We start from the raw sequence: 22,088 nt of genomic DNA, 5'->3' as shown, positions 1-22,088 counted from the left end.
CCTGGTCCAAGCGTTCCCCCGTCAATGGATCGAATGTCCCAGGATCAGCGATGCCAGGGATCCCGGGGTGACTTCCTTGATATCCTGCGGTACGTTCTGTCCGCAGGTCACATACCGGACGGGCCGTCCCGCCTGCTCCAGGATGTCGAACACCACGCCGAAGCGCTGACATTCATCGAGCTTGGTCAGGATGAGCGAGTCATAATCGAGGAGACGGAAACGGTCCGCCGTTACCTGAAGGCCCTCCCTATTCATCGCCGGCGTCAGGAGCAGATTCACTTCCACACCGGGTGATCCGTCGAACTGCCGTTTCAAGTCGTTCAGATAGTCCCGGTCTTCGGGATTTCTCCCCGGCGTATCCACAAGGATGATGTCGCGGTCCGCGAAGTTCCGGACGGATTCCCGGAAGCTTTCGCCGTCCCCGGCGACCAGCAGGGGGAGCTTCATGATGTCCGCATAGGTCTGAAGCTGGTCCACAGAGGCGATGCGGTAGGTGTCCATCGTGATCAGGCCGACCTTCCGTTTTTGGTCCAAAGCAAAACGGGCAGCCAGTTTTGCCAGGGTCGTGGTCTTGCCGACGCCGGTCGGCCCCACGAGCGCCTTCACACGCTTACCCTCTCCGGACGCCGCCTCATCGGGCAAGGACCGAAGAATCGCCTCCCGGGCGCGGCGGACGGAAGCCTCGTAGGTGTCTTCCTCCGTGCCGCCGCCTTCCTGACGGACCCCGTCGACGATCCTGAGGGCCCGCGTGCGGGAGACCCCGTTGGCCAGCAGCCGGTGATACAGGCGCCCGTAGGGCGACTGTTCGCGGCTCCCATGGCGGAATCCCAGCATGTCGAAGAGCGTAAAGAGGGCTTCCTTGACTTCCGACACCTCCTCCCGGAGCTGCTGGTCCGTCCGGTCGTTGCCGAGCATCCCCTTCAACTCCCGGAGCTCGCCCGTGATGGAGCGGGCCCAGTCGGGCATCCCGTCGCCGCCCGGGGGGGCGACGGAGGGGGGCGGATGCTGCAGGCGGGTAGAGGAAGGAAGCGCATCTTCCTGCTTCCGGTCCAGCGCGGCCACCACCTCCAGGAGGGGCGGACTCGAGTCCCTCAGGGTTTTCGTGGACAGGATGATTGCCTCCGGCCCAAGGTCCTTCTTGACCCGGCGCATCGCCTCCTGCAGGCTGGAAACTTCATATCGCTTCATTTGCATGGTGCAACTCCAACAGACCAAGAGAGGTCAGTTTTGCGTCCCGGGTGATTTCATTATGGGCCAGGACAACCAGGTTGGGCACAAACCGCTCCAGAATCCTCCTCAGATGGATCCGGACAGTCGGCGAGCACAGGATGACCGGCTGCAAACCGCGGGCGGTGAAAAGAGGAACGAATCGCTTCATGCTCGTGACGATCTTCCTGACCATCTGCGGATCCGGGGAGGCGAAGGATTCAAACTCCGTATGCTGGAGCGTCTGCTGGATGCCTTCCTCGATTTCCGGAGAGATCATGATCACGTGGAGTCCGCCCCGTTCGTCCGAGTACTGGCGCGTGATGACCCGGGACAGGGCCTGCCGCACATACCCGGTCAGGACATCCACGTTTTTTGTGAGGGGGACGTAATCTGCCATGGTTTCCAGAATCGTCTGCAGGTCGCGGATGGAAATCCGTTCGCCCAGAAGCCGCTGCAGCACTTTCTGGAGAGTCCCCACGGGGATGACCTTCGGAACCAGGTCCTCCACCAGCCGCGGGGACGCCGTGGCCAGGCTGTCCAGGAGCACCTGGATTTCCTGGCGCCCCAGGAGCGAGTCCACGTTGTTCTTGATCAGCTCCGTCAGATGCGTGGTGATCACCGTCGCGGGATCGACCACGACGATTCCCTGGGCCTGCAGGGTCTCCCGCTCGCGGTCCGGAACCCAGACCGCCGGAAGCCCGAAGGCGGGCTCCTTCGTCTCGATACCCTTGACGCGAATCTTCATGCCGTCCTGAACAATGGCCAGCTGATGTCCCGCCAGGATCTCCCCGCGGGCGATTTCGACCCCCTTGACCAGGAACGCATACTCGTAGGGCTTGAGCTGCAGGTTGTCGCGGATGTGGATGGATGGAACGACGAATCCCATGTCCTGGGCGATCTGCTTGCGGAACATGCGGATCCTGCGCAACAGCTCCCCCCCCTGGGAGGCGTCGACAAAGGGAATCAGTCCGTATCCCACCTCGAGTCCGAGTGCATCCAGCGGATCCAGAAGGGGCGCCGTCTCCGCCTGCGGAGCCGCCGGTTCTTCTTCTTTCTGTTTTGCCTCTTCCTGGACCCGGATGCGGGAGAGTTGCCAGGCGATCGCCCCGACGGCCGCGGCGATGGTCAGAAACGCCTGCTTCGGCATTCCCGGGATGAGGGCGAAAACGAGAACCACGATCGCCGCCGCGGCGACCGCCTTCGGCTGGGCGAACAGCTGCATCCTCATTTCCTGGCCCAGCTCCGCGGAACCAGCCGTCCGGGTCACCAGCATGCCCGCCGCGGTGGAAACGATGAGCGCGGGCACCTGCGTCACCAACCCATCCCCGACGCTGAGCAGCGTATAGGTCCGGGCGGCGTCTCCGATGGGCATTCCCTGCTGGAGCACGCCGATGATCAGGCCGCCGACAATGTTCACCAGCACGATGATGATGCCCGCGATGGCATCGCCCCGGACGAACTTGCTGGCGCCGTCCATGGATCCGTAAAAGTTCGCCTCGCCCTCCAGTTCCCGGCGGCGCCGGCGCGCCTCGTGGTCATTGATCAGGCCGGTGTTCAGATCGGCGTCGATGCTCATCTGCTTGCCTGGCATGGAATCCAGGGTAAAGCGGGCGGCCACTTCGGCGATCCGCGTGGCCCCCTTGGTGATGACCACGAAGTTGATCAGCACGAGGACGGAAAAGACGATGATGCCGACGACGTAGTTCCCCCCCACGACAAAGGTCCCGAAGGCCTTGATGACCTGGCCGGCCGCCTCGGTCCCCTCGCTCCCGTGAAGCAGGATGAGCCTGGTGGAGGCGACGTTGAGGGACAGCCTGAGAAGGGTCACCACCAGCAGGACGGAGGGGAACACGGAGAAGTCCAGGGGGCGCAGGACATACAGGGACATAAGGAGGATGATGAGGGAAACGGCGATGTTCATGGACAACAGGATGTCCAGGAGCAGGGTCGGAAGGGGCACCATCATGACAAGCAGAATGCCCACTACCCCGAAGGCAAGGACGGCGCTGGAGCTCTTCATGAGCCCGCCTATCGAGACGCTCGAATCAGCAACTGCAGCAACTCTTGCTTCCATGATTCCGTCTTCCTTTTAGAGCGCGTTCTCGCGGAGCCTGTAGACGAAAGCGAGAATCTCCGCGACGGCCCGGTATAGATTTTCAGGGATGCTCCCGCTTACCTCAACCATCTTATACAATACTTGTGCCACCGGCTTGTTTTCGACCACCGGCACGCCGTTTTTCTCGGCGACCTCCCGGATGGTGGCTGCCAGGAAGCCCTTTCCCTTGGCGACGACCGTCGGGGCGGCCATGCGCTCGGGATCGTACCGGATGGCCACCGCCAGGTGGGTCGGGTTCGTAATGACCACGTCGGCCTTCGGGACGGCGGCCATCATCCTCTTGCGGGCCATTTCCTGCTGTATTCTCCGGATCCGGCTCTTGATCAGGGGATCCCCTTCTGTCTCCTTGGTTTCATCCTTCAGTTCCTGCCGGGACATGCGGAGGCTGCGCTCGTGCTCCCACCGCTGGTAGGCATAATCGAGAACCGCCAGGACCGCCAGGATGACGCACGTGGTGCCGAGGATCCGGAAGGACACCCGCCCGATGAAACGAACGATGTCGGGCACGCCCTGATCCATCAGCGGGATCAGATGGGGCAGCTCCGACCGTATGGCCAGGTACGCCACAAAACCGACAATGGCCAACTTCATGACGCTTTTCACCAGCTCCATGACCGACTGGAGGGAAAACAGGCGCTTGAACCCTTCCTGGGGGTTGATCTTGGACAGTTTCGGCGTCACGCTTTCCGCGGTGATCTGAAAACCCACCTGGAATGTGTTGGCGGCCAGGCCGGCCAGAACGACGGTCAGGAAGAGAGGCGCCAGCAGGATCAGCATCTCCAGGACGGTCTGCGCGAAAAGCGCCGGCACCGTATCCGTACTGAGCGTGACGGCGATGCTGCGCCGGAATGCAGAGCGCATCAGGTTCATGATGCGCTCCATCGCCCCGGAGGCTTGAAAGTAAAAACAGATCAGGCAGGCCGCCAGGACCGCTGCGGAGACCACTTCCCGGCTCCGGGCGACCTGTCCTTTTTTCCGCGCTTCTTCCCGCTTGCGTGGGGTTGCGCGTTCGTTTCTCTCCTGGTCGTCCTTGTTTGGCGGCATCGCCGCGCCTCCTATCGATCGGTTGACGGTAGCGTCAACGAATCAGCGAATCTACATCAGGCGGAGAACCGCACCCAGTTCCCCCGGAATCCGGGAAAAGAGCCGTGCCACCATAGTGATGAAGATGGGGACGGACAGGCCGAGGAAGAGGAATCCGACGGCAATCTGCAGGGGAAAGCCGACGATGAACACGTTGATCTGCGGAACTGTCCGGGCCACGATGCCGAGGGCCACGTTGGTGAAAATCAGGGCCGCCATGATGGGGGCGCCGATTTTCAGGGCGATGACAAACACCCCGCGGGTCCAGTCGAAAATCGTCTGGACGAGGGGTCCCGAGATGTGAAGCCCCCCCAGGGGCAGGATCCGGAAACTCTCCGTGACGGCCTGGAGCAGCACATGGTGGCCGTCGACGACCAGAAAGACCACCAGGGCCATCATGTACTGGATCTCAGCGATGACGGACACCTGCCCGTTCGACACGGGATCGAGCACGTTGGCGATATAGAAGCCCATCTGGAGGCCCGCCAGTTCGCCCGCATACTGGATCCCGGCAAAGACGAAGCGCACGGCAAACCCCAGGATGACGCCGACCAGCACCTCTCCCGCCAAGGACAGGATCATGGAGACGACGTTCCCGGTAACGGCCGGCACATTGCCCGGGTCAACAAACGGAAAGACGAGAAACGAAAGGATCAGCGAGAGGCCGGCCCTTACGCGGAGCAGGACCGGGCGGTCGCCGAAAATGGGCAGGAGCGCGATCATGGCGCTCATGCGCAGGAAGACGAAGAGGAAGGCTCCGATCTGATCGGGAGTGATCATCGGGATGTTCATGGCGGATGCCCCCGGCCTCCATGCTCTCCGCTACCGGATATACATCGGAATGCCTTTGAAAATCTTTTCGGTGAACGTGATCAGGTTGCTCAGCATCCAAGGCAGGGCCACTACCATGGCGATCAGGCAGGCGACGATCTTGGGCACGAACGACAGGGTCATTTCCTGAATCTGCGTGAGCGCCTGGAACAGGCTGATGGCGACCCCCACCACCAGGCTGACCAGCAGGACCGGCGCCGCTACCAGCAGCGTAACCTTCACGGTTTCCGCCATGACCCCCACGACAAAGTCGATGTTCATGATTTCCTTACTCCTTCCCGGCCTCCTCGGGGAGGCGGCTGTTGTCATTGACCGGAACGGCCCCCTTCGGCCGGCGTCACCGGAAACTCTGCACCAGGGATCCCACGACCAGATACCACCCGTCCACCAGCACAAAGAGCAGGAGCTTGAAGGGCAAGCTCATCATGATGGGCGGCAGCATCATCATCCCCATGGAGAGGAGGATGCTGGCGATCACCATGTCGATGACGAAAAACGGAAGATAGATCATGAACCCGATCTGGAACGCCGTCTTCAACTCGCTGATGATAAACGCCGGGATCAGCGTGGTCAGGGAAACCTCCTGCGGATTGGCGGGCCTTTTCTCTTTGGAGATGGAAACGAAAAGGGCTAGGTCCTTCTCCCGGGTCTGCTTCATCATGAAGTCCTTCACCGGAGCCACCGCCCGCTCCAGGGCCTGCTCCCCGGAGATGGTTTCCTGGTAGTAGGGCTGCAGGGCCTCCGCATTGACCTTCTGCCAGACGGGAGCCATGATGAAAAACGTCAGGAACAGGGCCAGCCCGATCAGAACCTGGTTCGGCGGCATCTGCTGCGTCCCCAGGGCATTGCGCAGGAGCGACAGGACGACCACGATGCGCGTAAAGGACGTGAGCATCAGGAGGATCGCGGGCGCCAGCGACAGGACCGTCAGCAGAAACAGAAGCTGCAATGCCGTCGCGGTCTTGCCGGGGGTATCGGCGGTTCCTCCGATCTGGAGGTTGACGTTCGGAAGCGAGAGTGGTTCCGCCGCTCCCGTCGACGCCAGGAGCAGGATGACCGCCGGAATCGCGACCAGGGTCAGGAGAATGCAGGCCTTCCGGCTGCGCCGCCCGTTCACGGTTTCCCGCCTTTCCTGGAGGAAGCAAACGATTTTATGAGTTTGCGGTACCGGTCCAGGGTCTCCGGAAGCGGGGACACCGGGGCGCCCCCCCGCGGCCGCAGCCGCTCGAGGGCGGAGGGATCGTCCAGATCCGCGATCACGGAGATCTGGGAACCGGTGACACCCAGCGCCACAATCTTGCCCAGGATATCCACCACCAGGATGCTGCTCTTCGGCCCCAGGGAACGGGTCGCCAGGATCCGGATCGCCTGTCCGTCGTCGCCCCCGCCCACGGGAGCCATGAATTTCTTGAGAAAATAGACGGATCCGATCAGCAGGCCCAGGACGATTGCCAGGGCGAAGAGCATTTTCAGGAGCGCCGAGAAGAAACTGAAGTCCACAGTCGCACCTCAGCGGAGGTTGTTGATCCGGTCCACCGGGGAGACGATGTCCGTCAGCCGGATCCCGAATTTCTCATTCACGACGACCACTTCCCCCCGGGCAATGAGGCGCTGGTTCACATACACATCCATCGGCTCCCCGGCGAGTTTGGCCAGCTCGATCACCGACCCCTGGCCCAGCTGAAGCAGGTCGCTGATGAGCATCCGGTTTCTTCCCAGCTCGACATTCAGCGTCAGCGGAATATCGAGGATGAAATCCAGGTCGAGGGACTTTTTCGGGTCCATGGCCGGCTGGGCGCTGGGCTGGATCTCCCGGAAATTCACTTCGCTGACTTCCGCCGGCTTTTTTGTCTGCGAGAGGGCCATCTCCTCCTGGACGTCGTCCCAGGTGAGCTCCTCCTCCTGCTTCGCCGCTTCGCCGCCGCCGCCTTCCTCTCCCAGATCAAGTCCTTTCAGCAGGTCGTCAATTTCCTTCTGCTCCATCGTCCTGTCCCCCTTTCGTCAGGACTACCTCGGAAATCCTGACGGCTTGGTTGCCTTTGAAAATCCCGGGGTAACCCCGGTACTTCGGAATGCCCTCCACGTACACCGTCACGGCGTCGGAGGCGTACTGGTCCAGGGGGATGACGTCCCCCGGCTTCATGTTCACGACATCGCGGGCGGATATTTCCGTGCCGCCCAGCTCCACGGCGATCTCGGCCCGGGCTTTGGCAATGTTTTTCCGGAGCCGGTCGACCCAGCCCTTGTCCACCTCGAGCTGCTCGCTCTGAAAACCCGCCTGCAGCCTTTCCCGAACGGGTTCGAGGGTCGAATAGGGCATGCAGAGGGTCAGGATCCCCGAGGAGTATTCCACCTCGATCTCGAACTGGATCACCACGACGACGTCCGTCGGGGCGACGATCTGAACGAACTGCGGGTTGATCTCCGACCGCTGGTAGACAATCTTGACATCCAACAGGGCCCGCCAGGCCTTTTCCAGGTCCTCCAGGGCGTTGATGACAACTTTCCGGATGACGCTGCTCTCGATAGCGGTGAATTCGCGGCCCTCGATCTTGAAAAAATCCTTTCCCGTGCCGCCGAAAATAATGTCCACCAGCATGAAGATGACCTTGGCTTCCACGACGCAGAGGGCGTTGCCCCGCAGCGGATCCATCCGGAACAGGTGCAGGCTGGTGGGAACGGGCAGGGTCTTGAGGAACTCGCCGAACTTGATCATGTCCACGGAGACGGCGCTCACGCTGGCGACACGGCGGAGCAGCGACGACAGGGTCGCCCGGAACATCCGGGCGAACTTCTCGTTGATCATCTCCAGGGTGGGCATCCGGCCGCGGATGATCCGGTCCTGGCTGGTCAGGTCGTAGGGAATCGCATCGTTGGGATCGAAGGAGACCGCTACATCCGTCTCGATTTCCCCGCCGGAAATGCCCCTCAGGAGGGCATCCACCTCTTCCTGTGTCAGGATATGCGACATCGTTCACAGCACCTTGGCATGGATTGCACGATCTTGTTTCGACTCTACCTTCGGGATCGTCCCGCCCGCCCGGTTGGACCGGTCCCGTTCCGCTTTCTTACTGGATTACAAACTCCGTGAAATACACCTTGGACACCTTTCCGGTCGTCAGGAAGGAGTTCAGCCGCATGGCGATCTCCTCCCGCAGGCGCTGCTTTCCCGCCATGTCCATCAGCTCCTTCACGGATTTGGCGGACAGGAGATCCAGCACGTTGTCCCGGAGCTTGGGCTTCAGCTGATCCAGCTCGGCGACCCCCTTCGGGTCCGTGATCTCCAGCTGAATGGCCAGCTTCAGGTAACGTTCCCCCGCGTTGTCCATCAGGTTGACGACGAATGGATCCATAGCCCACATCACGGAAACAGGCGCTTTCGGTGCCTCCTCTTTTTTCGTCGTGGCCTGGGTATAGAACCAGAAGCCGCCGCCCCCGGCGGCGCCCAGTACGACCAGCACCACAAGGCCGATGACGATCGCCTTGACGGGAAAGGATTTTTTCTGTTCCCCGTCCTTCTTCTCTTCCGTCTCTTCCTGATTTTTCTTGTCCGCTGCCATGTATCCTCCAGAATCTTGTCTTTTCTTCCTGTCCTGCGGTCGGTCGGCCGGACTCACCTGGGAAATGCAACGGCCAGCCGGATCCCTACGCCGGTCGGGCCGGGCAGCCGGCCCGTCCCTTCGCCCGGCGTCTCCGCCCAGGCGACGGAGATCTTCTCCACCGGGATCCCTCCCGTTTCATTCAGGTATCGGGCCACGGCATCGGACCGGAGAATCGACTGTTCCCGGTCCCTCCGGCCGGCTTCACCGGGCCTGCTCTGTTCCCCGTTAGCCGCTACGGTAATCCATGCCCCGCCGCCCCTCGATACGGCCGCCAGTTGATCGAGAACCGCCCGGGAGGTCTCTCCCGGCCGGAGGGCTTCCCCCTCGAACAGTCCGGAGAGTGGCAGATGTACAACGAATCCGCCGGTCGCGGCGGCAATCCGCGATCCCGGAACGGACGCCAGGGCGGCGGCCACGGCGGCCTGTCGGTCCCGGACGATGCCGCCGGGCCTGTCGGAGCTCTTCCGGGCTTTTTGTTCCTCGATATCCCGGTCCACATGGGGACGGATGAACGGCAGGAAAAACCGCTCCACCGCATTCCCGCCCATTCGCTCCGCCCCGAGGGCGGAAACCGCCGATGCGGCCGCCCGGGAAGCCTTCTCCGGCTGAAGCGTGGAGAACGTCAGGAGCAGGATGAAAAACGTCAGGAGCAGCGTCATGAGATCGTTGAACGTCACCATCCAGTCTGCCCGTTTCCCGGAATCATCCGCCTCCGGGTATCTGCGTCCTTGTCGGGTCAACGTGCCACCTCCGGCAGGGAAACGGAAATGACGAGCTCTCCGCCGGCGTCCGCAGCAGGACCCGTTGCCTGCCGCGCCGCTCTGCTTCCCCGGATGGACAGGGGAGAACGGACTCCGTCGCGCTCCAGGAAGTCGATCACCTCCGCGGCCTGCAGGGAGGGGGCGGCCCAGGAGGATCCTGCCCGGCCTCCTGCGGCGGCACCGAAGGCCTCGACGCGGACGGCCAGATTCCCATTCATCGCGGCAGTTCCCACCTCCCGGAGGAAGGGGTGCATCGACTCCCGGATCTTCCCCCGGCCGCCGTCAAACAGGGCATTCATGCCCAGGACCATCCTCCATCCCGAGCGGGTCCTTTCCAGGACAACGTCCCGGCTCAGATTCGCTTTATCCAGGGCGCCCCGCAGGATACCCCCCGCCTCCGCCAGGAGTCTCGCTCCGGCGACGGCTTCCTGCTCGCCCGTTACCGTCACGGCTGCGGGGGCGACGGGGCCTGCCGTTCCGGCGGCCTGATCGCCCTTCCCGCTCAGGGCGGCCCGGATCTGCACCGCCGAGCGTCCGGAGACGTGGGAGTAGGAGACGAGCATGACGAAGAAGACCACCATGATCATCGCCAGGGAGGCATAGGTGGTCGTCCAGACCTCCTCCGGTGATTGTGAAGGGATTGTTCGCCTCTGTCCGTTTCTATTCATCGTAACGGGATCTCCGCTCTCGGGGGGCGATGAAGGCGTGTAGCTTCTGTTCGACGATCCGCGGGTTGTCCCCCGACTGGATCGCGCGAACCCCTTGAATAATCAACTGTTTCATGAGCATCTCCTCGCCGCTCCTCGTCCGGAGCTTGCCCGCGATGGGCAGGAAAACCAGGTTGGCAAGGATCAGGCCGTAAAAGGTCGTCACCAGCGCAATCGCCATGGACGGGCCGATGGCGGCGGGATCGTTCATCTTCATGAGCATCTGGACCAGCCCGATCAGCGTTCCCATCATTCCCATGGCCGGCGCGAAATGCCCCATGCTGGTCATGATCTCCGCGCCCTTGCGGTGCCGTTCCGAAAGCCAGTCCATTTCCGTCTCCAGAATGAGGGAGACCTTCTCCGGATCGAGGCCGTCCACCATCAGGCGGACCGCCTTCGCCAGGAAAGGATCCCGCTGGCGGGCCGCCAGGCCGTCCAGGGACAGGAGGCCGTCCCGCCGCGCCGTGCGCGACATCTCCACGATCAGGCGGATCATCTCCGGGGGACTTGCTTTCCTCCTCAGGAAGGCGTTCTTCATCACCCGGAAGACCCCGAGCATGTCCGACATCCGGTAGTGGATCAGCGCGGCGCCGAAGGTGCCTCCGAGAACGATCATGGCGGAGGGACCGTCAAGAAACCACGTCACTCCGCCGCCGGCGGCCATCGCCAGGATGACCAGACCGAATGCGCCGATGATGCCGATGATGGTTGCAAAATCCACGGGCCGCCTACCTGAAATCCACGATTGACACCGCACCCGGCATCACATGCAGGTCTTTAAGCAAGCCATGTACCAACAACGCAAGAGGATGGAGAAACCCCTTGAGGAGGCAATGGATTCAACGGGAAGGGTAAGGGAGGGGAAACACGGGCGGCCGGGGCGGCCGGCGATTCGTCAATTCGTTGACACCCGCATTCTCCGGGGCCGGCGAAAGCCCGGCCCCGGGCGGGAAAGGACTACTGCTTGATGTTCATGAGGAGCTGCTGCAGGTCGTTGGCGGTGGAAACGACCTTGGCACAGGACTGGTAGGCCCGCTGGGCCGTGATCATGTTGATGAATTCGGCGGCTACGTCCGTGTTGGAGACTTCCAGGGAATTGGACATGATGCCTCCGAGGCTCCCGGCGCCGGGGTTGTTGATCAGCGGTGCCCCGGACTTGTCGGTCTCCATGAAGTAGGTGCCGACCTTGCTCAGGCCGCCGTAATTCGCGAAGTCCGCCAGCATGAACCGGGCCAGCTTCTCGGTCTGCCCGTTGCTGAAGGAGCCAGTGATCACGCCGTCCGTCCCGATGGAGATGCTCTGGAGCGAACCGGCCGCGTACCCGTTGCAGTCTACGGTCGTGATGGTCGAGTCGCTGGCGAACCCGGTAAGCGTTGCCGCACCGGTGGTCGTCACGTCCCAGTTAATGAGCCCGGCCGTGCCGATATTCGCGCCGGCAAAGGTAAAACCTACGTTAGCCGCGGGGGTGAGCATGGCGCCGGTGGCGTCAAAGGTGACCAGGGTTGCGATGGCGGCCGCATTGGTGATATTCCCGTTCGCATCCTCCAGGCTGCCGGAGATGCTCCATTCCCGGGCGTTGGCCGTCTTCGTAAAGGTGGTCGTCATGGTGTACTCCGCCCCGTCGTTGCCGTAGACCGTCTGGCTGGCACTGAAGACATCGCCGGTCGCCGCCTGGGCGTTGAGGTTGGCACCGATCTCGATGGATGTGGTCGTCACCGGCTGCGACTGAATATCTGCGAGGTTGATGTCCCCCAGGTTGTAGATTTCCGACCCGCCGGAAAACATGTTTCCCTGGATCCGGTAGCCGCTCGCATCCACCATGTACCCGTCCTCGTCGATCGCGAACGCGCCGTTGCGGGTGTAATATGTCAGGCCGGCCCCGTCCTTGGCTATGAAGAGACCCTCGCCGTCGATCGCCAGATCCGTGACGCTGGAGGTGGTCTGGAAGGACCCCTGGGTGAAATCGGTGGCAATGGAAGACACGCTCACGCCCTGGCCGACCTGCATGTTGCCGGAGCCGCCCGAGAGAGTCTGACTCAGCATGCTCGAGAACTGGGCGTTGCTTGCCTTGTATCCGACAGTGCTTGAATTGGCCAGGTTGTTGCCGATGACGTCCAACTGTTTGTCGACGGCCGTCATCCCGGTGGCCCCGATCCATAATGAACTCGACATGATAAAACCTCCTGAAAATAATCGATATGTTTGATGGTTGCCCTTCTTCTACGAGACGGAGGTCACGTCGCTGAAGGCCACTTCCTCTCCGTTATCCAGCGTCACGGAAACAGAACCGCCACTGAAGCTCACTGCGGTCACCGTTCCTGTCACCTGGCTGTCATCTTCCCCCGCCGTGATCACCTTTCCGATAAGATTGACCGCCTGCAGGCTGTTTGTATCCACGGCGAGACTCTCGATGCTGTCATTCAGATTGGTCAGCTGTTCCAGGCTCGAGAACTGGGCGAGCTGCGACGCGAACTCCGTCCCGTCCGCCGGATTCATGGGGTCCTGGTACTTCAGCTGGGCCACCAGCATTTCGAGAAATGCTTCCTTCCCCAGGGCTGTCGTCGACGTCGCCGACGTGGTCGTTGTGGTGGTGCCCGATCCGGTGATGCTCGATACGCTCATGGTGTCTCCCTCTTGCTTGGTGTCGGTATCTGTTCAGGCAAATACGCTGATGCCGTCTCTCGCTATCCGTTGCGAAGCCATCTTGGCGGGCAGCGGCGTCGAAGCGCCCTGCTCCCCGTCCCGGCGACCCGACCCCGCTCCCTGGCCGCCCGACTCACTCATGTTCCTGCCGTCGTAGGGACCGCCGTATCCACCCGAAGGTCCGCTGTTCGACTGAAAATCCCGTCCCGATGTCTGCATGGAAAGCGATTCCACCCGGAGTCCCTGGTCGGAGAGCGCCGTCCTCAGTTCCGCCGCGTGCCCCTGCATGGTCTTCAGCGAGTCCTCCCGCTGGACCGACATCATGATCTCCACCGCTTCCTTCCGGACCCTCACATTCATATCCAGGCCCCCGAGATGATCCGGGGAGAGAACGATGCGGACCCGTCCACCGTCCGTTCCATGCTTTTCGGCCGCCGTCGTCCAGGAATCCGAAGCCTGTTTCAGAACAGAGGACGAATCGCGAAGGGACGCGGAAGATGTCTGAACGGACGGGCTGTCCGTTTTGGCGGCCGTCGCCATTCCCTGGACTTCTCCGGCGCTGCCGGGTCCGGCCTTCTCGATGCCCGGCTGCGAGGTCTGCTCAACGGCCTCGCGGAACGCCGGGGCATCCGTGGCAGCCTGTTTCGTTTGAGATGCCGCGGCGGGCTTGTTGTCCTGTCCTTTCGCCGCTGCCTGCGCAGAGTCGGATTCCGCCCGGCGCACCTCAAAGGGTGCGGAGGAGGAGATTTTCTTCGTTCGGAGAGCGGCTTTCTCAACTCCAGCAGTCGCGGCCGGCTGAACGGCTTCCGGCGTGGCCGACCTTGTCTGCCGCTGTGTTTCCGATCCGGCGACGGAGGCGGAAAAGGTCTGCCTGTCCGGCGTGACGGCGGCGTTCATGCTTTCAGCCGCCCTCGCTTCCGTCCGGGTGGGGGAAGCAGCGGATTGTTCTCCGTTTTTCAAAGAGGTCCGGGCAGGCGGGGTCTCTTGTCCGGAAGCGGCCGGACGTTCCCCGTCCGCGACGACCGTATTCTTTTCTCCGGCTGCCGAAACGAGAACTTCCGCCGGTCCCCTGCTCTCCGCCGGATTTGTCACCCGGTCCGGAGGGGAATTCGGAGCGGACGGATTCTTGCCTGTTTCAGGGGCGGCTGCCGGGGCACTCCCGGCGGCCTGCCGGCCGGCGTCACGACGGTCGGGCCCGGAAGCGACAGCGTCCGCGGCGGAATCCGTCTCTCTCCGGAGTGCCGCGGTCTTATCCGGGCCTTCCACTGTCGCACCCGTTCCTTCGATCACGGGAGAAAAGCCGGGAAGACGCTGGTCTGACGTCGCAACCGGGTCTGCCGCCTTGTTTGTAACCTTTGCGATCTGTTCCGCCGACGCACTCGTACCCTTTGCGACCGGGTCTGCCGTCACGCCGCTCCCCGCCGGTACGTCAGCAGGGACAGGCATACTGTCGACAGCGGATCGACCGGGAAAAATTTTCCCGGTGTCGCCCGTTTCCTGGGACACCCGTGCATCAGCGACAGGAAGCGAATCGTTCTTCACCGGCTGGGCACTCGAATCGGCCGAAACCGGCAGTGTTGCCCCGGACGTTGTCCCGGCAGGAAGGGCGGACCGGACCGAAGCGAGCAGAAGACCGGCGGGCAGGCCGGTATCGGCTCCGTCCTCACCGGAGGCCGTCTCGTTATCGGCAATCGTTTCAGGCTCAAAAGGTTCGGAAAATCCCGGGCCGATCACGGCGGCCGTCACTTGTTCGGCGTTCTCCGCAGTCGGTTCCGCCTTCTGTTCGGCCAGGATCTGTGAAAAAGCCGGTTTCTCCGAGCCGGCCGGGCGTGCAGTTTGATCTATAGAGCCGGCAAAGAAGCCTTCACCCGATTTCCCGGGGCGGCCCGCCGGCGCGGAGCCCTCTCTGAAGAGGGGAGCTTCGTTGATCGGGGCCGGCATGATTTGCATTGCTGATGGATTCATCGTTCCATTTCTTCCTTTGCCAAGACCCATTTGCAACGGCCGTGCCAGGCCCGGCACAAGAATAATATCAATAATTACAATGGCTTGAAATTTCCAATTCCGGACGGGGCACCCGGAAGGGAAAAACTTTCCGACCGGGGAAAAGGCAAAAAAATCCCCCGTCCGGCGGACGGGGGAGAAAAGAAAAGGGGTGGGGAAAGGGGATCAATCCTTCTGCGGGGGGGGAGCCGCGTTGGTGATCTCTTTCGTGATCTGGACGGCTTTCTCGACGTTGAGATGCTTCAGCACGGCGCCGGCCTTTTCCCGCTTCATGTACATCGTGATCGCCGCCGCGGTCTTTGTATCCAGCTTCTCCAGCATGGCCCCCGCCTTGTCCGGGGCCGTCGCATCGTACACCTTGGCCAGGTCCTTGATCCGCTTCACGTCCTGGTTCTTCTCCGCCTCCAGGCGCGCATCGAGGCGCTTCTCCAGGGCGCTCAGGGCGTTCATCTTTTCCAGGATCTCCTTCTTCAGGGCCAGCAGCTTGTCCTCTTCGGCGCGCACCAGCGCTTCCCGCCGGTCCAGCTCGCCCTTCCGCTTGTCCAGGGCCGTCACGAGATCCCGTTCCCGCTGCAGCTCGTCATCCAGCACGTCCTTCACGCCGGCCAGGGTCATGGTACTCCCGTGCCCTGCCTGGGCGCTGGCTTCGGACAGGATCGACCGTTCCGACCCTGTTGCACGGGCACTGGTCAATGCGCCCCCCATGGCCGCGAGTTTGACGACCAGGACGAAGATCACGAGGATCTGAAGAATCCAAAATGCCTTTTTCATGTTCTCTTCCTCCGGGCGCCCATCGTGGCCCGTTCATCCATGGCGGCCTGCTCCCGCGTGTCTTCTTCCTTTTTCTGTTCGGCGTGGTGACGGTCCCGGAGGGTTTCCATGACTTTCCGTTCCTTCATCGCCTGCACGAGCCGTTCCCGCCTGGCCCGAACCTCTCCTTCCCGCCGGTCGACCACGGCCCGCTGCTCCTGGACCAGCCGGCGGCAATTCCGGACATGAACGAGGTGCATCTCCATTTCCATCACCTCGATCGTTTTCTGCTGGAGGTTCCGGAGCAGGCCCAGGGCGTCGTTCACCTGCCTCTGCATGCCGCCCAGACGCTCCTTTTCTTCTTTCAGGCACCGCGCCTCTTCCACGAATTCCATCAACGAGCGCTCTTCCTGGCGTTTGCGGACATCGAGGACGGTCTGAAGAGGAAACGGCGTCATGGTTTCAGTTTGCAAACAGGGTCATCAGTTCGTGCCGCGCCCGGGCAAAATCGATCTTTTCCTCCATCCCCTGACGCAGGTAGGCATCGACACGGTCGACCATGGCGATGGAACGGTCAATCTCGGGATTGCTGCCCTTCACGTAGGCCCCGATGTTGATCAGGTCCTCTGCCTTCCGGTAGGTCGCGACGATGTTCTGCAGTTCCCCCGCACACTTGCGGTGCTGATCATCCGTCACGTCGATCATCACGCGGCTGATGCTCTGCAGAACGTCCACCGCGGGATAATGGTTTCGGCTGGCCAGGGTCCTGGTAAGCGTAATGTGTCCGTCCAGGATGGAGCGGGCCGCGTCGGAGACGGGTTCGTTGAAATCGTCCCCCTCCACGAGGATGGTGTACAGGCCGGTAATGCATCCCTTCCCTTCCACGGGGCCGCACCGCTCCAGGAGCTTGGGCAGCAGGCTGAACACGGACGGGGTATATCCCTTCGTGGCGGGCGGCTCGCCTACCGACAGTCCGATTTCCCGCTGGGCCATGGCATACCGGGTGAGGGAATCGATCATGAGCAGGACGTTCTTCCCCTGGTCCCGGAAATACTCGGCGATGGAAGTGGCCAGGGATGCCGCCCGCATGCGGATCAGGGGATGACGGTCGGAGGTCGCCACGACCACCACGGACCGCTCCAGCCCTTCCTTTCCAAGGTTTTTCTCCAGAAATTCGCGCACTTCCCGTCCCCGCTCACCGATCAGCCCGATCACGTTGACATCCGCCTCGGTACTCCGGGCGATCATCCCCAGAAGCACGCTCTTTCCGACCCCCGATCCGGCGAAGATCCCGAGCCGCTGGCCCTTCCCGCAGGTAAAAAGACCGTTGATGACCCGGACGCCCAGGTCCATGGGCTCCCGGATCCGGCCCCGCAGAAGAGGATTGATGGGGTCCGCATACAGCGGATAGGAGGCCGTGCCCGAAATGGGCCCCCCTGTGTCCATGGGGTTTCCGAGGCCGTCGATCACGCGCCCCAGCAGGCCGTTCCCGACCCGCACAGAGGCCTTGCGTCCCAGGGACTGGATCTGGCATCCGGGGCTGAGTCCCTGCATTCCCTCCAGCGGCATCAGGAGGACCTTGCCCTGCCGGAATCCGACGACTTCGGCATGAACGGCCTCTTCCGGGCCGGATTGGATGGTGCAGACCTCGCCGATGGAGACGGCGGGACCGTGTCCCTCCACGACCAGGCCGACGATCTCGCTGATCTTGCCGTAAACCTTGACGGGCTGGATGCCTTCCAGCCGCTGCCGAAGATGGGACAGGTCAAGTCGCATGGATGTTTTCCCCGCCGCCTTCTTCCGGCAGCCGATTCTCCATGGGACCCGACGGCTTTCCCCGCTTCAGCTGCGATTTCAGTTCCCCGAGCTGACGGTCCAGACGGGCGTCCACGTCGCCGAAGCGCGTCTCGATGAAGACGCCTCCCCGATGGAGGCTCTCGTCCTGTTCAAAAACGACATTCCGAAGGCCGTCGGTCTGGCGCAGGAAGTCCTCCCGGATCTCGAGCAGATGCTGGTAATCCTGCGGATGCATCCGGATCTTGACTCCGTCCCGGTCCATGACGTTCTTCATCGCCGCCTTGAGGACGGGCACAACCGCGTCGGGCTGCTGGGCCACTTCCCGGTGCAGGACCTTCTCCGCTACGGCGAAGATCATTTCCAGGATATCCGGCTCGGAGTCCTCCAGGATTTTCCGCTTCAGCGATGCCACTTCCGCGAGAAGCCCGGCCAGCGTATCGAGCTGCCGGCGCGTGTCGGCCTGCTGCGCCTCCCGGCCCCGCTTCACGCCTTCCCGGATTCCCTTTTCGTAGCTTTCCGCGGCGGATCGCTGGAGCTTCTCTTCGAACTCCAGCCGGAGACGCTCTCCGCCGGAACCGTCCGGTCCCTGCCCCCCTGCTGTTTCAGTCCCCGGGTAACCCCCCGGGGACGAGAAGCCGGCCGGCCTTTCCACCATCCGGATGTCCGAGGCGCGAAGGATCTTCGACTTAGACGAACTCATCCGCATCCTCTCCCCGGAGGATCACAATCCGCCCTTCCGTTTCCAGGCGCTTGGTAATGTCCAGGATGTTCCGCTGGCTGCTCTCCACCTCGGACACCCGTACGGGAGGCATCATCTCGATTTCTTCCTGGAGCATCTCCGCGCCGCGTTTCGACATGTTCTTGTAGACTTTCTGGCGGAGGCTCTCGTCCACCATCTTCATGGCCTTCGCGAGTTCCTCCGAGCTGACCTCCCGAAGCAGTTCCTGCAGACTCCGGTCGTCCAGCTTCAGCACATCCTCGAAGGTGAACATCAGGCCGCGGATCTCGCCCGCCAGCTCCGGATCCTGTCCCTCGATCGAAGTCAGGATGGCACTCTCCGTGGAGCGGTTCATCCGTGTGAGGATTTCCGACGCAGTCCGGACGCCGCCGACCACCTGGTCGTTCATCGACCCGGTCACGATTTCCTGCTCCAGCGTCCGCGCCACCTCTTCGATGAATTCCTGGGGAACGCTTTTGATGGTCGCAACCCGCCGGACAACTTCGGTCTGCATCTCCGGCGTGAAGCTCTCCAGGATCAGGGCCGCCTGATCCGATTTGATGTTGGCCAGGATGAGCGCTATCGTCTGGGGGTGTTCATACCGGGTGAAATCCATGAGCAGCTTGGGATCGATGTCCCGGAGCTTGTCGATGATGGGATTGTCCGAGCTCCGGGCGGCTCCGACGTCGGAGAGAATGTCCTGGGCGTCCTTCTCGCCCAGCGCCTTGGTCACGATGTTCTTCGTCACTCCTTCCTGGACGACGACGGTTCCGCCTCCCTCCTGGGCCATGACGACGAATTCCTTGGCAACGCCCTGAATGACGTCGGTCGGGATGCTGCTGATGCGGTTCATATACTTGCCCACCCTCCGGATCTCCGACGGCCGCAGATTGCGAATGACCTCCGCCGCCAGATCCTCATCCAGGGACAAGAGCATGATTGCCGCTTTTTCCTCGCCTGTCATGGCCCTTTTCCTTCCTTCTCCGAATGCCCGGCTTCCATCGCTACTTCAGCCAGTTTCTCAGCAGTTCCGCAAACTTCTTTGCATCCGCCCCGGCAAGCTGCTGCACCATTGCATCGTGGGAAAGAGCCGTAAAGTCCGGCCTTCCCTCCGGCAGCGGCGGGGCGCCTTCCCTCCTCACGGCGGGCATCTCCCGGGAAGTCGGAAGCGACAGGGACTGAGGCTCCGTACTGCCCGCCGGCACGGCGGCAAGAAGGCCCCTGAGGAAGGGACGGAAGATGAAAAGGATCACCAGGGCGACCGCGGCGAGAATCACGATGTAGCGCACGAAGGGCAGGAAAGGGGTCAGGCCGTCCTGCCAGCGGGCGGAGGTGCCTCCTTCCGCTTCGGCACGGTTGAAGGGCATACTGGTCACGGCTACCTGGTCTCCGCGCGTCGCGTTGAGACCGGCAGACTTGCGGACCAGGTCTTCCAGCTGTTCTATTTCCTTTTTCGGACGTTCCTGGAACGTCTCCTCCCCCTTGTCGTTCTTCGTATAGACCCCGTCCACCACGACGGCAACGGAGAGTTTGCGGATCTCTCCCGCCGGCAGGAGGGTCTTGTTCACCACACGGTTGATTTCATAGTTGACGGTTTCATCCGTCTTTTCCCGTTCCGATCCGGAGCCCGCCGGGGCGGTCCCCGCCGGGGCGGCCGCAGCGCTTCCCGCTCCGCCGCCGGTCGCGTTCCGCTCCGTCTGCTTCTGCGTGCTGCGAACCACGGCCGATTCCGGATCGTAGGTCTCTTCGGTCTTCTCGGTCACGCGGAAATCGAGGTCCGCCGATACACGGACGACGGCTTTTCCCTTGCCCACCACGTTTTCCAGCATGCTCTGGACCTGGCCGGCCAGGTCTTTCTCCATGTTCCGCTGGTACTCGACCTGGGAGGTTGACATCTTGGCCATCCTTGTGTCGCCCGGCGGCCGCGACAGGATGTTCCCCTTGCTGTCGACCACGAGAACGTCGTCGGGACTCATGCCCTCGATGCTGCTGGCAACCAGGTAGGCCACCCCGTCTACCTGGTTCTGCCGAAGCGAGCGCCCCGACTTCAGCTTCAGGGTCACCGAGGCCGTCGGCTTCTTCTGCTGGTCGATGAAAAGGGATTCTTTGGGAATGGCGATATGGACGCGGCTCTGCTGGATCTCGTCGAGGCTGTCGATCGTCCTCGACAGCTCCCCCTGGAGGGCCCGGCGATAATTGAGCTGCTGCTCGAACTCCGTCGCCCCCAGGGACTTCTGATCGAAGATCTCGTAACCGACGTGCCCGCCCCGGGGCAGACCGGCGGAGGCAAGCTCCATTCTCAGCTCCGGCACGCGGTCGGCCGGTGCCGATACGGTGTCTCCGGACGGGGAGATCTTGTAGGGGATCTTCTTCTCCTGGAGGCGCTTCACCACCGCTCCGGCATCCTCGCTGGAAAGTCCCGCATAGAGAACGCCGTAGTCCACCTGGTTCGACCAGAGGACGAGTCCGACGATGAGGGCAATGGACAACAGTCCCGTCATGAGCAGGGCCATCCGCCGCCCCGGAGGCAGGGCCGTCAGATTCTGTCGAAGGGAGGATAAATTGGCTGCTAACGGCTGCATGGATCCGTGTTTCCTTTTTTTTACCGGCAGACTCCATCCCGCCGGAGCAGTTGCATCCTTAATCAGGAAAGGTTGCCTACACCGTCATGCGCATGACTTCCTGGTAGGCTTCCAGGACCTTGTTGCGCACCTGAATCATGGTTCTAAGGGAGAGATCCGCCTTCTCCATGGCGATCATGGTGGCGTGAATGCTGCCGTTGTCCTGAAGCTGGACGCGGTTTATCTCCTGGTCGGCCTGTCTCTGAAGCGAATCGATGTCCTGAACGGCCTTTTTCAGCGCCTCTCCGAAGCCTTTGCCGGCCGTCCCCTGGCTTTTGCCCGCCCCGGCGGGGGATATGCCCGCCCCACCGATAATCCGAATCTCATCCATGACGGTTTCTCCTTCTGCCCGGTTCAGCGGGCGGCGTCCTTCGGTCCCGTGCAGCCGGCCCGGAATTATTTGCCGATCTCCAGGGTCTTCAGGGCCATGTTCTTCGCAGCGTCAAAAGCGGTAACGGTGGCCTCGAAGGACCGGTTCACCGCAATCAGTTCCGCCATTTCGACGATCGGCTCAACGTTCGGCAGCATGACGACGCCCTTGTCGTCCGCATCCGGATGGGAGGGATCGTACACCTTGCGGAATCCTTGCTTATCCTCTCGTATATTCTCGACTTTTACGGAACGGATCGATTCCTTCAGTGCGTCGTCGAAACTTCCCGTGACCTCCTTGGAGGACAGGGACACGACCTTGCGGCGGTAGGGTCCCCCTTCCGGGGTCTTGGTGGTGGAGGCGTTCGCCAGGTTGCTGGCCACCACGTCCATCCGCGCCCGCTGCGATGCCAGTGCGTCTCCGCATATTTTGAACGATGTCAGAAAGTCCATCTTACTTCGTCTCCTTCACGACGTTGCCGATCCCGCGGAATTTGCGGGCCAGCATTTCCACCGTCATGTTGTACTGAAGCTGATTCTCCGCCAGGCGGGCCATTTCCTTGTCGAGGCTGGCCTGACCCTCTTCCCGGCGGACCGTGTAGGACGCATCCTTCCCTCCCGTCCGTCCGGTCATGTGTCCGGGGTGATCCGTGGTCAGAGGCAACGTACCGGAGGAACGGATCGCCCGCTCCAGGTTTTTGTTGAACTCGAGATCGGAGGACTTGTATCCCGGCGTGTCCAGATTCGCGACGTTGGACGTGAGAAGCTGATGCCGCTTTGACCGATAATCGAGCATTTTCGATAACATATCGATCGTTTTGCCAAAAAGCGCGTCCATGTCTCAGTCCACCTCCGTATGGCTGACAGTCTTGCAAAC

Annotated in this window: 25 protein-coding genes; all 25 read right to left on the bottom strand. The window is 62.1% G+C overall.

Annotated elements, in window-relative coordinates; translation table 11 throughout:
- Positions 1–21: 21 nt before the first annotated feature.
- The gene (gene flhF, locus HPY65_09650) at positions 22–1,188 is read right to left on the bottom strand and encodes a flagellar biosynthesis protein FlhF (GenBank protein ID NPU84739.1); all 1,167 of its coding nucleotides are present in this window, start codon (positions 1,186–1,188) and stop codon (positions 22–24) included.
- On the bottom strand, positions 1,175–3,283 hold the full coding sequence (gene flhA / locus HPY65_09645) for a flagellar biosynthesis protein FlhA (GenBank protein NPU84738.1): 2,109 nt from the start codon (positions 3,281–3,283) through the stop codon (positions 1,175–1,177). The genes flhF and flhA overlap by 14 nt, the downstream gene beginning before the upstream one ends.
- 15 nt (positions 3,284–3,298) lie before the next feature.
- Positions 3,299–4,369, bottom strand: a complete 1,071-nt coding sequence (gene flhB, locus HPY65_09640; GenBank protein NPU84737.1) for a flagellar biosynthesis protein FlhB — start codon at positions 4,367–4,369, stop codon at positions 3,299–3,301.
- A gap of 51 nt (positions 4,370–4,420) precedes the next feature.
- Positions 4,421–5,200 carry a flagellar type III secretion system protein FliR gene (gene fliR / locus HPY65_09635; GenBank protein ID NPU84736.1) on the bottom strand — a complete coding sequence of 260 codons (780 nt, stop codon included), beginning with the start codon at positions 5,198–5,200 and terminating at the stop codon, positions 4,421–4,423.
- 30 nt (positions 5,201–5,230) lie between these two features.
- A complete protein-coding gene (fliQ, locus tag HPY65_09630; protein ID NPU84735.1) occupies positions 5,231–5,500 on the bottom strand; it encodes a flagellar biosynthesis protein FliQ in 270 nt (89 codons plus the stop codon).
- A 76-nt stretch (positions 5,501–5,576) separates the two neighbouring features.
- Positions 5,577–6,326, bottom strand: coding sequence for a flagellar type III secretion system pore protein FliP (gene fliP, locus HPY65_09625; protein NPU84734.1), 750 nt, complete (start codon positions 6,324–6,326; stop codon positions 5,577–5,579).
- A 26-nt stretch (positions 6,327–6,352) separates the two neighbouring features.
- Positions 6,353–6,739: a flagellar biosynthetic protein FliO gene (gene fliO, locus HPY65_09620; GenBank protein NPU84733.1), complete on the bottom strand. Its 387-nt coding sequence runs from the start codon at positions 6,737–6,739 to the stop codon at positions 6,353–6,355.
- A 9-nt stretch (positions 6,740–6,748) separates the two neighbouring features.
- Entirely contained in the window at positions 6,749–7,222 is a 474-nt protein-coding gene (gene fliN, locus HPY65_09615) for a flagellar motor switch protein FliN (GenBank protein NPU84732.1), read from the bottom strand.
- Positions 7,203–8,210, bottom strand: coding sequence for a flagellar motor switch protein FliM (fliM, locus tag HPY65_09610; GenBank protein ID NPU84731.1), 1,008 nt, complete (start codon positions 8,208–8,210; stop codon positions 7,203–7,205). The genes fliN and fliM overlap by 20 nt, the downstream gene beginning before the upstream one ends.
- A 97-nt stretch (positions 8,211–8,307) precedes the next feature.
- Positions 8,308–8,799, bottom strand: a complete 492-nt coding sequence (locus tag HPY65_09605) for a hypothetical protein (GenBank protein ID NPU84730.1) — start codon at positions 8,797–8,799, stop codon at positions 8,308–8,310.
- A gap of 53 nt (positions 8,800–8,852) precedes the next feature.
- Complete coding sequence (locus HPY65_09600; protein ID NPU84729.1) at positions 8,853–9,581, bottom strand: hypothetical protein; 729 nt, start codon at positions 9,579–9,581, stop codon at positions 8,853–8,855.
- Complete coding sequence (locus HPY65_09595; protein NPU84728.1) at positions 9,578–10,270, bottom strand: hypothetical protein; 693 nt, start codon at positions 10,268–10,270, stop codon at positions 9,578–9,580. The genes HPY65_09600 and HPY65_09595 overlap by 4 nt, the downstream gene beginning before the upstream one ends.
- On the bottom strand, positions 10,263–11,030 hold the full coding sequence (locus HPY65_09590; protein ID NPU84727.1) for a motility protein A: 768 nt from the start codon (positions 11,028–11,030) through the stop codon (positions 10,263–10,265). The genes HPY65_09595 and HPY65_09590 overlap by 8 nt, the downstream gene beginning before the upstream one ends.
- A gap of 236 nt (positions 11,031–11,266) precedes the next feature.
- On the bottom strand, positions 11,267–12,481 hold the full coding sequence (locus tag HPY65_09585) for a flagellar hook protein FlgE (protein NPU84726.1): 1,215 nt from the start codon (positions 12,479–12,481) through the stop codon (positions 11,267–11,269).
- A 48-nt stretch (positions 12,482–12,529) separates the two neighbouring features.
- Positions 12,530–12,931: a hypothetical protein gene (locus tag HPY65_09580; GenBank protein NPU84725.1), complete on the bottom strand. Its 402-nt coding sequence runs from the start codon at positions 12,929–12,931 to the stop codon at positions 12,530–12,532.
- 33 nt (positions 12,932–12,964) lie between these two features.
- Positions 12,965–13,849: a hypothetical protein gene (locus HPY65_09575; protein NPU84724.1), complete on the bottom strand. Its 885-nt coding sequence runs from the start codon at positions 13,847–13,849 to the stop codon at positions 12,965–12,967.
- Positions 13,850–15,121: 1,272 nt separating this feature from the next.
- Positions 15,122–15,727 (bottom strand): hypothetical protein, encoded by a 606-nt coding sequence (locus tag HPY65_09570; protein NPU84723.1) that lies wholly within the window; start codon positions 15,725–15,727, stop codon positions 15,122–15,124.
- The gene (fliJ, locus tag HPY65_09565; protein ID NPU84722.1) at positions 15,724–16,164 is read right to left on the bottom strand and encodes a flagellar export protein FliJ; all 441 of its coding nucleotides are present in this window, start codon (positions 16,162–16,164) and stop codon (positions 15,724–15,726) included. Before fliJ ends, HPY65_09570 begins: the two co-directional genes overlap by 4 nt.
- A 4-nt stretch (positions 16,165–16,168) precedes the next feature.
- Complete coding sequence (gene fliI, locus HPY65_09560) at positions 16,169–17,482, bottom strand: flagellar protein export ATPase FliI (protein ID NPU84721.1); 1,314 nt, start codon at positions 17,480–17,482, stop codon at positions 16,169–16,171.
- Positions 17,472–18,203: a hypothetical protein gene (locus tag HPY65_09555; GenBank protein ID NPU84720.1), complete on the bottom strand. Its 732-nt coding sequence runs from the start codon at positions 18,201–18,203 to the stop codon at positions 17,472–17,474. Before HPY65_09555 ends, fliI begins: the two co-directional genes overlap by 11 nt.
- On the bottom strand, positions 18,190–19,185 hold the full coding sequence (fliG, locus tag HPY65_09550; GenBank protein NPU84719.1) for a flagellar motor switch protein FliG: 996 nt from the start codon (positions 19,183–19,185) through the stop codon (positions 18,190–18,192). Before fliG ends, HPY65_09555 begins: the two co-directional genes overlap by 14 nt.
- A 40-nt stretch (positions 19,186–19,225) precedes the next feature.
- A complete protein-coding gene (gene fliF, locus HPY65_09545; protein ID NPU84718.1) occupies positions 19,226–20,803 on the bottom strand; it encodes a flagellar M-ring protein FliF in 1,578 nt (525 codons plus the stop codon).
- Between the two features lie 76 nt (positions 20,804–20,879).
- Positions 20,880–21,173 (bottom strand): flagellar hook-basal body complex protein FliE, encoded by a 294-nt coding sequence (fliE, locus tag HPY65_09540; GenBank protein NPU84717.1) that lies wholly within the window; start codon positions 21,171–21,173, stop codon positions 20,880–20,882.
- A gap of 65 nt (positions 21,174–21,238) precedes the next feature.
- Positions 21,239–21,664 (bottom strand): flagellar basal body rod protein FlgC, encoded by a 426-nt coding sequence (gene flgC, locus HPY65_09535; protein ID NPU84716.1) that lies wholly within the window; start codon positions 21,662–21,664, stop codon positions 21,239–21,241.
- A gap of 1 nt (position 21,665) precedes the next feature.
- On the bottom strand, positions 21,666–22,049 hold the full coding sequence (flgB, locus tag HPY65_09530; GenBank protein NPU84715.1) for a flagellar basal body rod protein FlgB: 384 nt from the start codon (positions 22,047–22,049) through the stop codon (positions 21,666–21,668).
- Between the last annotated feature and the right edge of the window lie 39 nt (positions 22,050–22,088).

The sequence above is a fragment of the Syntrophaceae bacterium genome (assembly GCA_013177825.1).
GTDB lineage: Bacteria > Desulfobacterota > Syntrophia > Syntrophales > PHBD01 > PHBD01.
Note: the sequence above shows the minus strand (reverse complement) of the source record. Positions and strands in the feature narration are given on the sequence as shown.